12 protein-coding genes are annotated in these 13415 nt (G+C 63.5%); 3 read left to right on the top strand and 9 right to left on the bottom strand.

Annotated elements, in window-relative coordinates; all coding sequences use genetic code 11:
* Positions 1 to 27: 27 nt before the first annotated feature.
* The 3 genes from CAG44_RS02985 to CAG44_RS02995 all read right to left on the bottom strand — a co-directional run bounded on the left by CAG44_RS02985 (position 28) and on the right by CAG44_RS02995 (position 2541).
* On the bottom strand, positions 28 to 798 hold the full coding sequence (locus CAG44_RS02985; RefSeq protein ID WP_025337216.1) for a MetQ/NlpA family ABC transporter substrate-binding protein: 771 nt from the start codon (positions 796 to 798) through the stop codon (positions 28 to 30).
* Between the two features lie 64 nt (positions 799 to 862).
* A complete protein-coding gene (locus tag CAG44_RS02990) occupies positions 863 to 1534 on the bottom strand; it encodes a methionine ABC transporter permease (protein ID WP_013970307.1) in 672 nt (223 codons plus the stop codon).
* Positions 1534 to 2541, bottom strand: a complete 1008-nt coding sequence (locus CAG44_RS02995; RefSeq protein WP_085691555.1) for a methionine ABC transporter ATP-binding protein — start codon at positions 2539 to 2541, stop codon at positions 1534 to 1536. Before CAG44_RS02995 ends, CAG44_RS02990 begins: the two co-directional genes overlap by 1 nt.
* 226 nt (positions 2542 to 2767) lie before the next feature.
* Here CAG44_RS02995 and katE point away from each other — a divergent pair, with 226 nt between their 5' ends.
* Positions 2768 to 4903: a catalase HPII gene (gene katE / locus CAG44_RS03000; protein ID WP_085691556.1), complete on the top strand. Its 2136-nt coding sequence runs from the start codon at positions 2768 to 2770 to the stop codon at positions 4901 to 4903.
* A 114-nt stretch (positions 4904 to 5017) separates the two neighbouring features.
* Here katE and CAG44_RS03005 read toward each other — a convergent pair whose 3' ends face one another.
* The 4 genes from CAG44_RS03005 to zur form a co-directional block, all read right to left on the bottom strand.
* Positions 5018 to 5725: a PA5502 family lipoprotein gene (locus CAG44_RS03005; protein ID WP_046615275.1), complete on the bottom strand. Its 708-nt coding sequence runs from the start codon at positions 5723 to 5725 to the stop codon at positions 5018 to 5020.
* A gap of 127 nt (positions 5726 to 5852) precedes the next feature.
* The gene (znuB, locus tag CAG44_RS03010) at positions 5853 to 6635 is read right to left on the bottom strand and encodes a zinc ABC transporter permease subunit ZnuB (protein WP_003253007.1); all 783 of its coding nucleotides are present in this window, start codon (positions 6633 to 6635) and stop codon (positions 5853 to 5855) included.
* Positions 6628 to 7404 carry a zinc ABC transporter ATP-binding protein ZnuC gene (gene znuC / locus CAG44_RS03015; protein ID WP_085691557.1) on the bottom strand — a complete coding sequence of 259 codons (777 nt, stop codon included), beginning with the start codon at positions 7402 to 7404 and terminating at the stop codon, positions 6628 to 6630. The genes znuB and znuC overlap by 8 nt, the downstream gene beginning before the upstream one ends.
* Positions 7401 to 7886 carry a zinc uptake transcriptional repressor Zur gene (gene zur, locus CAG44_RS03020; protein WP_025337220.1) on the bottom strand — a complete coding sequence of 162 codons (486 nt, stop codon included), beginning with the start codon at positions 7884 to 7886 and terminating at the stop codon, positions 7401 to 7403. The genes znuC and zur overlap by 4 nt, the downstream gene beginning before the upstream one ends.
* An 18-nt stretch (positions 7887 to 7904) precedes the next feature.
* Here zur and CAG44_RS03025 point away from each other — a divergent pair, with 18 nt between their 5' ends.
* Entirely contained in the window at positions 7905 to 8861 is a 957-nt protein-coding gene (locus tag CAG44_RS03025; protein ID WP_085691558.1) for a zinc ABC transporter substrate-binding protein, read from the top strand.
* Between the two features lie 112 nt (positions 8862 to 8973).
* Here CAG44_RS03025 and CAG44_RS03030 read toward each other — a convergent pair whose 3' ends face one another.
* Entirely contained in the window at positions 8974 to 9924 is a 951-nt protein-coding gene (locus CAG44_RS03030) for a homoserine kinase (RefSeq protein ID WP_024087954.1), read from the bottom strand.
* A gap of 69 nt (positions 9925 to 9993) precedes the next feature.
* Positions 9994 to 10281 (bottom strand): DUF2782 domain-containing protein, encoded by a 288-nt coding sequence (locus CAG44_RS03035; RefSeq protein ID WP_015268476.1) that lies wholly within the window; start codon positions 10279 to 10281, stop codon positions 9994 to 9996.
* Between the two features lie 75 nt (positions 10282 to 10356).
* On the opposite strand from CAG44_RS03035, the gene polA reads away from it, so the two are divergent.
* Positions 10357 to 13104: a DNA polymerase I gene (gene polA / locus CAG44_RS03040; protein ID WP_085691559.1), complete on the top strand. Its 2748-nt coding sequence runs from the start codon at positions 10357 to 10359 to the stop codon at positions 13102 to 13104.
* Positions 13105 to 13415: the final 311 nt, after the last annotated feature.

The raw sequence follows: 13415 nt of genomic DNA on the forward strand, positions 1-13415 counted from the left end.
CCGCAAAGCGGCCCCGGGGATTTCGGATCAGAACGCCGGAACCACAGCGCCTTTGTACTTCTCGTTGATGAACTGCTTCACCTCAGGCGAGTGCAGCGCAGCAGCCAGCTTTTTCATGGCGTCCGAGTCCTTGTTGTCCGGGCGGGCAACCAGGATGTTCACGTAAGGCGAGTCGCTGCCCTCGATGACCAGGGCGTCTTTCTCCGGGTTCAGCTTGGCTTCCAGCGCGTAGTTGGTGTTGATCAGGGCAGCATCGACCTGGGTCAGCACGCGCGGGATGGTGGCTGCTTCCAGCTCACGGAACTTCAGGCTTTTCGGGTTCTCGGCAACATCCTTCACGGTGGACAGGATGTTCTTGTTGTCCTTCAGCTTGATCACACCGGCCTTGTCCAGCAGCAGCAGCGCGCGGCCGCCGTTGGTGGCGTCGTTGGGGATGACCACGGTGGCGCCGGAGGACAGCTCGTCCAGCTTCTTGATCTTGGTCGAGTACACGCCCAGCGGTTCGATGTGCACGCCGGCAACGCTCACCAGGTTGGTGCCCTTGGCCTTGTTGAACTCATCCAGGTACGGCTGGTGCTGGAAGAAGTTGGCGTCCAGGCGCTTTTCGGCCACCTGCACGTTCGGCTGGATGTAGTCGGTGAATTCCTTGACCTTCAGCTCCACGCCCTCTTTCGCCAGTGCAGGTTTGACGAAGTTGAGGATCTCGGCGTGCGGTACCGGGGTAGCGGCAACGGTCAGGGACTCGGCGTGGGCCGAGAAGGCCGCGACAGCGGCGACAACAGCAAGCAGCTTCTTCATTGATCACTCCTTGTGAGGGCCGCGACGGCCCCCGAACGGGTCGGCCGGGCCGACCCCATTGGGGTTACTTACGGGAAAAATGCACGACCAGTTTGTCGCCCACGCTCTGCAGGACTTGAACCAGTACCAGCAACAGCACCACGGTGACGACCATCACGTCGGTCTGGAAACGCTGGTAGCCGAAGCGGATGGCCAGGTCGCCCAGGCCGCCGGCACCGACCACACCGGCCATGGCGGTGTACGACACCAGGGTGATGGCGGTGACGGTAATGGCCGCGAAGATGCCCGGGCGGGCCTCCGGCAGCAGTGCGCTGGTGATGATCTGGCGGGTGGTGGCGCCCATCGACTGGGTGGCTTCGATGATGCCGCGGTCCACTTCACGCAGGGCGGTTTCCACCAGGCGCGCGAAGAACGGCGTGGCACCTACCACCAGCGGCGGAATGGCGCCGGCAACGCCCAGCGAAGTGCCGGTGATCAGCACGGTGATCGGGATCATCACGATCAGCAGGATGATGAACGGCAGCGAGCGCAGGATGTTGACGATCAGCGACAGCAGCGCATACACACCCTTCTGCTCGAACATCTGTTTCGGCCCGCACAGGAACAGCAGCACGCCCAGCGGCAGGCCGAGCAGCACGGTGAAGAACAGCGAGCCGAACAGCATGATCATGGTGTCGACGCTGGCCAGCCAGATTTCGGCCCAGTCGACGTTGGCAAAGAAATTCAGGGCGTCCATCAACGCAGTACCTCCATATGTACGTCAGCTGCCTTGAAGCGGGCAAACGCCGCGTCCATGTCACCGCCGATCAGGGCGAGGGTGAGCTGGCCATAGGGGACATCCTTGATGCGGTCGATACGCCCGGCGAGGATGCTGTAGTCCACGCCGGTTTCGCGGGCCACGGTGCCCAGCAGCGGCGCATAGGTGGCGTCACCCTGGAAGGTCAGGCGCACGATACGGCCCGGCACATGGGCGAAGTCGTCCCGCTGCTCGCCTTCGTCGACCTGCTCGTCTTCCTGGACGAAGCGCTTGGTGGTGGGGTGCTGCGGGTGCAGGAACACCTCGGCCACCGAGCCCTGCTCGACGATCTGGCCGGCGTCCATCACTGCCACGCGGTCGCAGACCCGGCGGATCACGTCCATTTCGTGAGTGATCAGCACGATGGTCAGCTTCAGCTCACGGTTGATTTCGGCCAGCAATTGCAGGACCGAGGCGGTGGTTTGCGGGTCGAGGGCGCTGGTGGCCTCGTCGCACAGCAGGATCTTCGGGTTGGTGGACAGGGCGCGGGCGATGCCCACGCGCTGCTTCTGGCCACCGGACAGCTGCGCCGGGTACTTTCTGGCGTGGTCGGAAAGGCCGACGCGGGCCAGCAGCTCGGTCACGCGCTTGTCGATTTCGCTGCGCGACAGCTCGCCGGCCAGGGTCAGTGGCAGGGCAACGTTGTCGGCGACGGTCTTGGAGGCCAGCAGGTTGAAGTGCTGGAAAATCATCCCGACCTGCTGGCGGAAACCGCGCAGCTGGCTGGCGTTGAACGCGGTAACGTCTTCGCCGTCGACGATGATCTTGCCGCCGGAAGGCTCTTCCAGGCGGTTGATCAGGCGCAGCATGGTGCTCTTGCCGGCGCCGGAATGGCCGATCAGGCCGAACACCTGGCCATCTTCGATGGTCAGGCTGGTCGGATTCAGTGCGGGGATTTCCCTACCGGCGACGCGGTAGGTCTTGTGTACCTGTTGGAACTCGATCACGTAGCGAACCTTGTGGGGCGCATGGAATTTGGGTCAGCGGTTGGCTGGGGTCGCGCATTTTAGCCTTTTCCCATAGCTGTTCTTAGCATTTATTTCGTAATGCACCAATCCTTCGGGCATATCGCGACAACCGGTAATCCTGATTGAACGCTCGGCAAAGCCTCCCGGTCACTACTTGCACAAGCCCGAAACGGGTACGCCTGAAGACTGACGAGGAGAGCCGACCATGCCCAGCAAGAACACGGACGCGCCGAAGCACAGCGAAGCCGCTGGCACCCAGACCCCGGACCGGGCCAACACCAACCCCAAGTTACAGAGCCTGGAGGCTGACCGTAGCGATGCGACGGGTCATGCGCTGCGCACCAACCAGGGGGTGCGCATCGCTGACAACCAGAACACGCTGAAGGCCGGAGATCGAGGCCCCTCGCTTCTCGAAGATTTCATCATGCGCGAGAAGATCACGCACTTTGACCACGAACGCATCCCTGAGCGCATCGTGCATGCGCGAGGGACGGGGGCGCATGGCTATTTCCAGAGCTATGGCAACCACGCAGAGCTGACCAAGGCGGGCTTCCTGCAGGACCCGGAGAAAATCACGCCCGTGTTCGTGCGATTTTCCACGGTACAGGGCCCGCGTGGCTCAGCCGACACCGTGCGTGACGTGAGGGGCTTTGCGGTCAAGTTCTACACCGATGAAGGCAACTTCGACCTGGTGGGCAACAACATGCCGGTGTTTTTCATCCAGGATGCGATCAAATTCCCGGATTTCGTCCACGCCGTAAAGCCAGAGCCGCACAACGAGATCCCGACCGGCGCTTCGGCCCATGACACCTTTTGGGATTTCGTCTCGCTGGTACCGGAGTCGGCCCATATGGTCATGTGGGCGATGTCGGACCGAGCTATCCCGCGCAGCTTGCGGATGATGGAAGGTTTCGGGGTGCATACCTTCCGCCTGATCAACGCCCAGGGCGTAGCCAGTTTCGTCAAATTCCACTGGAAGCCGCGCCAGGGTGTGCACTCCTTGCTATGGGACGAAGCGCAGAAGCTGGCAGGCAAGGACGCTGATTTCCAGCGTCGCGACTTGTGGGAGGCTATCGAGACGGGCGATTACCCTGAATGGGAATTGGGTGTGCAGATTGTGCCGGAAGCTGACGAGCACAAATTTGATTTCGACCTGCTGGACCCGACCAAGATAATCCCGGAAGAACTGGTGCCGGTCACACCTTTGGGCAAGATGATCCTGAATCGCAACCCGGACAACTTCTTTGCTGAAGTGGAACAGGTGGCGTTCTGCCCAGGTCATATCGTGCCTGGTATCGACTTTACCAACGACCCCTTGCTGCAGGGGCGGCTGTTCTCCTACACCGACACGCAGCTTAGCCGCCTGGGCGGGCCCAACTTCCACCAGATCCCCGTCAACCGCCCCGTCGCTCCTAACCACAACAACCAGCGTGACGCCTTGCATCAGCATGTGGTTCACAAAGGTCGCGCATCCTACGAGCCCAATTCCATCGACGGTGGCTGGCCGAAGGAAACGCCACCAGCCGCGCAGGATGGCGGCTTCGAGAGCTACCAGGAGCGTATCGATGCACACAAGATCCGCCAGCGCAGCGATTCGTTCGGCGACCATTTCTCGCAGGCGCGGTTGTTCTTCCAGAGCATGAGCCCGACCGAGCAGCAGCACATCATCAAGGCTTACAGCTTTGAACTGGGCAAGGTGGAGCGGGAGACGATCCGTGCTCGGGAAGTGAATGAGATTCTCGCCAACATCGACCTGAAGCTGGCGGCTGCGGTTGCTGCCAACCTCGGTTTGCCTGCTCCGAGCGCGGGCACTGTTCAAGTGAAGGGAAGCCAGCTTGCGCAGTCGCCTGCCCTGAGCCAGATGAACCACCCGGGTTCGGTTGGCATCAAGGGGCGCAAGATTGCCGTGCTGGTAGCAGATGGCGTAGACGCTGCCAGCGTGGACAAGTTGGTCAAGGCCCTCGAAGCACACAGTGCCCGGCCATTGCTCCTGGGGCCGACCTCAGCACCGGTGAAGGCTGCGGACGGCAAGCAACTGCCGGTGGATGCTTCCATGGAGGGGATGCCATCGATCATGTTCGACGGAATTGTCGTGCCGGATGGCAAGGCTTCGACCGATGCGCTGGCGACCAGCGGGTTGGCCAAGCATTTCCTGCTGGAGGGCTACAAGCACCTGAAGGCGATGGTGTTGACCAAAGAGCTTTTGGGCAGCTTGGGGCTGAAAGAAGACAAGGGGTTGCTGCTGGGGGATGAGCAGAAGACCGTGGATGCCTTCGTCAAAGCGGTAGAAGGGCATCGGGTGTGGGAGCGGGAGGCGGCTGCGGAGGCTGTGCCTGCCTAAGGGGCTGCTTTGCAGCCCATCGCCGGCAAGCCAGCTCCCACAGGTACTGCACCAGGCTTGAAATTGGTGCGGTCGAGGTGGGAGCTGGCTTGCCGGCGATAGGGCCCGGGAGGCTTATTGCTGATGCGGAACCAGAACTACCTGCGCCGGCAGCGACCGCTGAATCTCGTGCTTCTGCTTCAGCTCGAACCCGCTGTCGATCTTGCGCACGCGCTTCTCCAGCAAGGTCTTCAGCCAAGGCGCATCCTCGGTGCGCGGCACCTGGAACACCACATCGCACTGGTAGCTCACCACATCGGCGGCAATGTCATCCAGCTGGCGACGCATGGCGCGGCTGTCGGTGGTCTTCAAGGCCACGACGGTGCTCGGTGCAGCCGGGTCGATGATGCGCGCCTTGGGCTTGGCCTCGGCCGCTTTCAGCGCCGCTTCAGCCTTCTCCAGTTCGGCCTTGCGCGCCTGGGTCACGGCGTCGCCACCAGTCACCGCCGGGGCTTGCGGCATCAGCGCGCGGGCACGGGCCAGGGCGGTGGCGGCAGCGTTCACATCACCCTTCTGCAGGAAGATCTGGCTGCGTTGCAGGTAGGCTTCGGCAAGCTGGCGCTGGTATTGCTCCAGGCGCGCGTCATCCGGCGCCTGGGCCTGCAGGGCTGCCAGCTGGTCTTCGGCGGTGGCCAGCTCGTTGCTGGCGATGTTCTGTTGCAACTGCTGCCAGGCATCGGCTTGGGCAGGTGCGGTGGCCTGTTCGACCGGCGCGCTGGAACACGCAGCCAGGAACAGGGAAAACGCGGCAACAAGCAGATAACGGGAGGCGAACGGCTTCATTCCTGCGACTCTCTATTTGCGCAAAAAGCGAGCAAGTCTACACCCAGGTGCGCACGCTCGAAAACAAGTCTTACAGACCCTTTACGTGCGAAAAGGTTGCAGGGCGCGCCTTCACGCGCCCTGTTTTTCAGCGTTTTGGCAGGGCCAGGCTCAGCAAGAATAGCACCGCCGCGCAGACCACGATCGACGGGCCGGCGGGGGTGTCCTTGAACCAGGACATGGCCAGGCCACCGCATACCGCGGTCACGCCCAGCAGGCTGGCGCCCAAGGCCATCTGCTCGGGAGAACGGGCGTGACGTTGCGCCGCAGCGGCAGGAATGATCAGCAGCGAGGTGATCAGCAGCACGCCGACGATCTTCATGGCCACGGCAATCACCACCGCGATCAGCAGCATCAGCGCCATGCGCAGCCCGGCCACCGGCAGGCCTTCGACCATGGCCAGCTCTTCGTGCACGGTGACTGCCAGCAACGGCCGCCACAGCGCAGCGAGCAGCAGCAACACCAGCGCGCTGCCGCCGAGGATCCAGGCCAGGTCGGTGGTGCTGATGGCCAGCAGGTCGCCGAACAGGTAGGCCATCAGGTCGATGCGTACATCATGCATGAAGCTCAGCACCACCAGGCCCAGCGACAATGTGCTGGGGGCGAGTATGCCGAGCAGGGTATCGGAGGCCAGCGGTTGGCGTTGCTGCAAGGTCACCAGCAAGATCGCCAGCAACAGGCAGCCCACGGTTACCGCCAGCGCCGGGCTGACGTCCAGGGCAAAGCCAAGGGCCACGCCGAGCAGGGCGGCGTGGGACAGGGTGTCGCCAAAATAGGCCATGCGCCGCCACACCACGAAGGAGCCCAGTGGGCCGGCCACCAGCGCCAGGGACAAACCGGCAAGCAGGGCGTAGAGAAGAAAATCAGCCATGCTTGCAGTGCGCTCCGTGAACATGGGTGCCAGGGGCGACCACCGAGCCATGCAGGTCGTGGCTGTGGTCGTGATGGTGGTGGTAGATGGCCAGGCTGGGTGCGGCGGTCTGGCCGAACAGCTCGACGAATGCCGGGTCGCCGCTTACCTGCTCGGGGTGGCCCGAGCAGCACACGTGGCGGTTCAGGCACACCACCTGGTCGGTGGCGCTCATCACCAGGTGCAAGTCGTGGGAAACCATCAGCACGCCGCAGCCGTGGCGGTCGCGCAGGCGGGTAATGAGGTTGTACAGCTCGGTCTGGCCGACCACGTCTACGCCCTGCACCGGCTCGTCGAGCACCAGTAGCTGGGGTTCGCGCAGCAGGGCGCGGGCCAGCAGCACGCGCTGCATCTCGCCGCCGGAAATGGTCTGGATCGGGCTGTCGATGACCTGCTCGGCACCCACTTCCTGCAACGCCGACAAGGCTGCCGCGCGGTCTACACCGGGCACCAGGCGCAGGAAGCGCAACACCGACAGCGGCAGCGTGGCATCGACCTGGATCTTTTGCGGCATGTAGCCAATGCGCAGTTTCGGCTTGCGCCATACCTTGCCGCGGTGCGGCTTGAGCAGGCCGAGCACGGCGCGCACCAGGGTGGTCTTGCCCGCGCCGTTCGGGCCGATCAGGGTGACGATCTGGCCAGGTGCGACCGACAGGTCGATGCTGTCGAGCACCGCCTCGCCACCGAAGGTGACGCCGACCTGCTCCAGGCGGATCAGTGCATTGCTCATGCCGCGCTCCGGCAATTGCTGCACAGGCCGACCACTTCCACCGTCTGGGTCTCGACCGTGAAGCCCACGCCCTTGGCGCTGCTGATGATGGCGTCGCTGATACTGTCCTGTTCCAGCTCGATGGCCACATGGCAGGCCCGGCAGATCAGGAACTGCCCCTGGTGCAGGTGTTCCGGGTGGCTGCAGCCGATGAAGGCGTTGAGCGAGGCGATGCGGTGCACCAGGCCGTTTTCCAGCAGGAAGTCCAGCGCACGGTACACCGTGGGGGGCGCGGCGCGGCGGCCGTCCTGCTCACTGAGCACGGCGAGGATATCGTAGGCGCCCAGCGGCTTGTGGCTTTGCCACACCAGTTCCAGCACTCGACGGCGCAGCGCGGTCAGGCGCAGGCCCTGGCGGGTGCACAAGGCGTCGGCTTCAGCCAGTGCGCTGTGTACGCAATGGGAATGATCGTGAGGACGGTTGGCCAGCGGCGTGATGGACATGGGCAGCGACGGTTCTGGATGGAGACGTTATTATGTTACCTGTTTCTGACGACTCGAGTATTCACCGTGTCCCGATTCCTAGTCCTTTTTGTCGCTTTCATCGCATTTTCCGCCCAGGCCGATGTGCGCGTGCTGACCAGTATCAAACCCCTGCAGCAGATTGCCGCCGCCGTGCAGGATGGTGTTGGCAACCCCGAGGTATTGCTGCCGCCGGGTGCTTCGCCGCACCACTACGCGCTGCGCCCGTCCGACGTACGGCGGGTGGGCGATGCCGACCTGCTGTACTGGATCGGCCCGGACATGGAGGGCTTCCTGCCGCGGGTGCTGGGCAATCGCAGCAAGGCCACGGTGGCCGTGCAGGCGTTACCGGGCATGAAACTGCGGCATTTTGGCGAGGACAGCCATTCCCACGAGGAAGAAGACCACGACGACCATGATCATGATCACCGCCCGGGCAGCCTGGACGCGCACCTGTGGCTATCGTCGGTCAACGCGCGGGTGATTGCAGCGAAAATGGCGGCTGACCTGGCGCAGATCGATCCGACCAATGCGGTGCGCTACCAGAGCAACCTCAAGGCCTTCGACGAACGCCTGAACGCACTGGATGGGCGGATCAAGGCGCGGGTGGCCGGGATTGCCGGCAAGCCTTACTTCGTGTTCCACGAAGCGTTCGACTACTTCGAGGCCGAGTATGGCCTGAAGCACACCGGGGTATTCAGCGTGGCATCCGAGGTGCAGCCGGGTGCGCAGCACGTGGCAGCCATGCGCAAGCGCTTGCAGGAAGTGGGCAAGACCTGTGTGTTCAGCGAACCGCCGCTGCGGCCGCGGCTGGCCGAGACCTTGACCGCCGGGCTGCCGGTGCGCCTGGCCGAGCTGGATGCCCTGGGCGGTACCGACCCGGTGGATGGCAAGGGCTATGAGCGCTTGCTGGAGAAGCTGGGTGGCGACCTGGTTGGGTGCCTGGAGCAGTTGTAAGCCTGGACTGGCCTCTTCGCGGGCACGCCCGCTCCCACAGGTACAACGACAACCTTGAGGTTTGTGTTATCCCCGTGGGAGCGGGCATGCCCGCGAAGAAGCAGAAGCTGGACTAGAGGGCAAACGGCAGGTGCAAAGCCACCTGCTGGCGCTGCGCCAAACGCACTTCGAACTCGCTCGGGTCGTGGATCATCACATCCATCCCGGCAAACGATTCCGCTGCAATCAGGCGCGACAGCCAGAAGCGCACGCAGCCTACCCGCAACATTTCCGGCCACAGCTCGGCTTCGGCGGCGGTGAACGGCCGCAGCGCCGCATAGGCCGCCAGCAATGCCTGGGCGCGTGGCACATCGATCGCACCGTGTTCATCCAGGCACCAGTCGTTCACGGTGATGGCGATGTCATACAGCATCGGCCCGGAACAGGCATTGTAGAAGTCGATCACACCGGTCAGGTGGGTGCCTTCGAACATCACGTTGTCGCGGAACAGGTCGGCATGCAGGTTGGCCCGTGGCAGGGCCAGGATCTGTGCCTTGTGCGCGCTGATTTCATCCAGCGCCGGCTGCAGCAGCGCGGCTTGCTCGGCGGTAAGGCGCGGCAGCAGCTCGGCACCCGAGGCCAGCATCCAGTCCAGGCCGCGGTCGGTGCGGCGCTCGATGATGTGTTCGCGGGTAGCCAGGTGAATGTGCGCCAGCAGTTCGCCGACCTGGGCGCAGTGCTGGGCGTTCGGTGCCTTGATGTGCTTGCCCGACAGCCGTGGCTGCAGCAGCGCCGGCTTGCCGCACAGCTCGCGCAGGCCATTGCCGTCGCGGTCGCGTATGGCATAGGGCACCGGCATGTCGGCTGCGTGCAAAGTGTCCAGCAGCTCGATGAAGAACGGCATGTCCTCGCTGGGCCCGCGCTCGATCAGCGTCAGGACGAACTCCCCCTGTTCGAGGCTGACGAAGAAATTGCTGTTCTCGGTGCCGGCGGCGATGCCCTGGAAATCGAGCAGACGACCCAGCGCGTACGGCGCCAGAAAGGTTTCCAGCTCAGGCCGGGTCACGGGGGTGAAGACTGACATGATGAAAATTTGCCCATACGGGCACTTCCGCCGGGAAGTGCCGGGTTGATGTGAACGGTGCGCGTCAGATTACCACTCGAAGATCTTCCAGGACGGAATCAGCATGTCCGGCTGGTCGGAACGAATGAAATTGCCATCAGAGCCATCGGCGCGTACCAGGAAATAAGGCTTGCCGTTTTTCGGCGTGATCTTGATCGCATACAGGAACCCGTTCTGCCGGTACTCCTGGATGGTTTTGTCGCCTTCCGTGCGAATGGTCACCTCGGGATCGGCCGAGGGGGCGTCTTCCGCCGCCAGGGTGACGACAGGCATGGTGGCCAACAGACCGAGCAGTAACAGGCGATTGAGTGTACGCATGATAACCTTGTCCCTTTGTCGTCAATGATTCTGGCTATTCTAGCGCCGGACCCGTCGAAAAGGTTGATTCTGCTCATGAGCCAAGCGCCCCTCGTCCTGGTGGACGGTTCCTCCTACCTGTACCGCGCCTTCCACGCGCTGCCGCCGTTGACTACCTCCAAAGGCATGCCGACCGGCGCGGTGAAGGGGGTGCTGAACATGCTCAAGAGCCTGCGCAAGCAATACCCCGACAGCCTGTTCGCGGTGGTGTTCGACGCCAAGGGTGGCACCTTCCGCGATGCCATGTTCGCCGAATACAAGGCCAACCGCCCAAGCATGCCGGACGACCTGCGGGTACAGATCGAGCCGCTGCACGCCAGCGTCAAGGCGCTGGGCTACCCGCTGCTGTGTGTCGAGGGGGTCGAGGCCGACGACGTGATCGGCACCCTGGCGCGCAGCAGCGCCGCGCTGGGCCGCCCGGTGATCATCTCGACCGGTGACAAGGACATGGCGCAGCTGGTGGACGGGCACATTACCTTGGTCAACACCATGACCGGAAGCGTGCTGGACGTGGCTGGCGTGCACGAGAAATTTGGCGTCGGCCCGGAACATATCATCGACTTCCTGGCGCTGATGGGCGACAAGGTCGACAACATCCCCGGTGTGCCGGGCGTGGGCGAAAAAACCGCGGTGGGCCTGCTGACCGGTATCGGCGGCGGCCTCAGCGACCTGTACGCCAACCTGGACAAGGTCCCGACGCTGGCCATTCGCGGCGCCAAGACCCTGCCGGCCAAGCTGGAAGAGCACCGCGACGCGGCGTTCCTGTCTTATGAGCTGGCTACCATCAAGGTCGACGTGCCGCTGGATATCGAAGTAGATGCCCTGGTGTGCGGCGAACCTGATCGCGACGCGTTGCTGGCGCTGTACACCGAGATGGAATTCAAGAGCTGGGTCGCCGAGGTGCAGCGTGACGCTGCCAAGGCCGGTGACGACATCGCGCCGATCGCGGAGCCGGTGGCCAAGACCGAGCCCAGGTACGAAACCATTCTCGACCAGGAACGTTTCGACTTCTGGCTGGAGAAGCTGCGTCAGGCGCCACTGTTCGCCTTCGACACCGAGACCACAGGCCTGGACGCACAGCAGGCGCAGCTTGTCGGCCTGTCGTTCGCCGTCGAGCCGCATGAAGCGGCCTATGTGCCGCTGGCCCACGACTATGAAGGCGCGCCGGTCCAGCTGGACCGCGCCGCCGTGCTGCTGGCGCTGAAGCCGCTGCTGGAAGACCCGGCCAAGGCCAAGGTCGGGCAGAACGCCAAGTACGACATCAACATCCTCGCCAATGGCTCGCCCGCCATCGAAATGCGCGGCGTTGCCTACGACACCATGCTCGAGTCGTACGTGCTGAACTCCACCGCCACCCGTCACGACATGGACAGCCTGGCGCTGAAGTACCTCGACCACACCACCATCGCCTTCGAGGACATCGCCGGCAAGGGCGCCAAGCAGCTGACCTTCAACCAGATCCACCTGGACAAGGCCGGCCCCTACGCTGCCGAAGACGCCGACATCACCCTGCGCCTGCACCAGGCGCTGCAGGCGCGTCTGGCGCAGACGCCGAGCGTGCAGCCGGTGCTGATGGACATCGAGATGCCGCTGGTGCCGGTGCTGGCCAAGATCGAGCGCCAGGGGGCGCTGGTCGATGCCGCGCTGCTGCAGGTGCAGAGCGGTGAGCTGGGGGTGAAGATGGCCGAGCTGGAGCAGCGGGCTTATGAGCTGGCCGGTGAGGAGTTCAACCTCGGCTCGCCCAAGCAGCTGGGCGCGATCCTCTACGACAAGCTGGGCATGCCGGTGCTGAGCAAGACCACCAAGGGCCAGCCATCCACGGCAGAAGCGGTGCTCGACGAACTGGCCGAGCAAGGCTACCCGCTGCCGGAGGTACTGATGCAGTACCGCAGCCTGAGCAAGCTCAAGAGCACCTACACCGACAAGCTGCCGGGGCAGATCAACCCGCGCACCGGGCGTATCCACACCTCCTACCAGCAGGCGGTAGCGGCCACCGGCCGGCTGTCGTCCAGCGACCCGAACCTGCAGAACATCCCGATCCGCACTGCCGAAGGCCGGCGCATCCGTCAGGCCTTCGTCGCCAGCCCGGGCTACAAGCTGCTGGCGGCGGACTACTCGCAGATCGAATTGCGCATCATGGCCCACCTGGCCAAGGACGAAGGCTTGCTGCATGCGTTCCGCAACAACCTGGACGTGCACCGCGCCACGGCGGCGGAAGTATTCGGCATAGCCCTGGAAGACGTCACCACCGACCAGCGCCGCAGTGCCAAGGCCATCAACTTCGGCCTGATCTACGGCATGAGCGCCTTTGGCCTGGCCAAGCAGATCGGCGTAGACCGCAAGCAGTCGCAGGATTACATCGACCGCTACTTCGCCCGCTACCCGGGCGTGCTGGCCTACATGGAGCGCACCCGCGCCCAGGCGGCGGAGCAAGGCTTTGTCGAAACCCTGTTCGGTCGCCGCCTGTACCTGCCGGATATCAATGCCAAGAACCCGGCCCTGCGCAAAGGCGCCGAGCGCACGGCGATCAACGCCCCGATGCAGGGCACTGCGGCCGATATCATCAAGCGGGCCATGGTCAATGTGGATAACTGGCTGAGCGAGAGCGGGCTGGACGCCCGGGTGATCCTGCAGGTACACGACGAACTGGTGCTGGAAGTGCGCGAGGACCTGGTGGAGCAGGTGAAAGATGAAATTCGCCAGCACATGAGCAAGGCCGCGCAGCTGGATGTACCGCTGCTGGTCGAGGCAGGAATTGGTGCGAATTGGGACGAAGCTCACTGATCGGGCGGGGAAAGCTGTGTAGGATCCGTGATGTAGGGATGCGGATCCTGGCACCGCTCAGTGCCAGTGGTGCTGAGGCTTCATGAAACTATCGCAAATAGTTTTCAGGGCTTTGGAACTAAACCGGTGAAGCGGAACTCAGAGTAACTGAATGGCTGGTGAAGCCTTTCGATGCTCCTATGTTGTGTTAAGTGTTGGCAGATATCTGGACCCCGCCCTAGCGGTCCGGACTTGGACCCCGAACTTCCCCCTCCCCATACGAAGTCCGGGGTTTTTTTTGCCCGGAATTTGCCTCGGCCGTGTTGGCCTCA

The sequence above is a fragment of the Pseudomonas sp. B13(2017) genome (assembly GCF_002113245.1).
Classification (GTDB): Bacteria; Pseudomonadota; Gammaproteobacteria; order Pseudomonadales; family Pseudomonadaceae; genus Aquipseudomonas; species Aquipseudomonas putida_Z.

Bases quoted from the DNA above. Each gene is read 5' to 3' on its own strand.
- CAG44_RS02985 (WP_025337216.1), bottom strand. From the start codon at position 798: ATGAAGAAGCTGCTTGCTGTTGTCGCCGCTGTCGCGGCCTTCTCGGCC.
- CAG44_RS02990 (WP_013970307.1), bottom strand. From the start codon at position 1,534: ATGGACGCCCTGAATTTCTTTGCCAACGTCGACTGGGCCGAAATCTGG.
- katE (WP_085691556.1), top strand. From the start codon at position 2,768: ATGCCCAGCAAGAACACGGACGCGCCGAAGCACAGCGAAGCCGCTGGC.
- CAG44_RS03005 (WP_046615275.1), bottom strand. From the start codon at position 5,725: ATGAAGCCGTTCGCCTCCCGTTATCTGCTTGTTGCCGCGTTTTCCCTG.
- znuB (WP_003253007.1), bottom strand. From the start codon at position 6,635: ATGGCTGATTTTCTTCTCTACGCCCTGCTTGCCGGTTTGTCCCTGGCG.
- znuC (WP_085691557.1), bottom strand. From the start codon at position 7,404: ATGAGCAATGCACTGATCCGCCTGGAGCAGGTCGGCGTCACCTTCGGT.
- zur (WP_025337220.1), bottom strand. From the start codon at position 7,886: ATGTCCATCACGCCGCTGGCCAACCGTCCTCACGATCATTCCCATTGC.
- CAG44_RS03025 (WP_085691558.1), top strand. From the start codon at position 7,905: ATGGAGACGTTATTATGTTACCTGTTTCTGACGACTCGAGTATTCACC.
- CAG44_RS03030 (WP_024087954.1), bottom strand. From the start codon at position 9,924: ATGTCAGTCTTCACCCCCGTGACCCGGCCTGAGCTGGAAACCTTTCTG.
- CAG44_RS03035 (WP_015268476.1), bottom strand. From the start codon at position 10,281: ATGCGTACACTCAATCGCCTGTTACTGCTCGGTCTGTTGGCCACCATG.
- polA (WP_085691559.1), top strand. From the start codon at position 10,357: ATGAGCCAAGCGCCCCTCGTCCTGGTGGACGGTTCCTCCTACCTGTAC.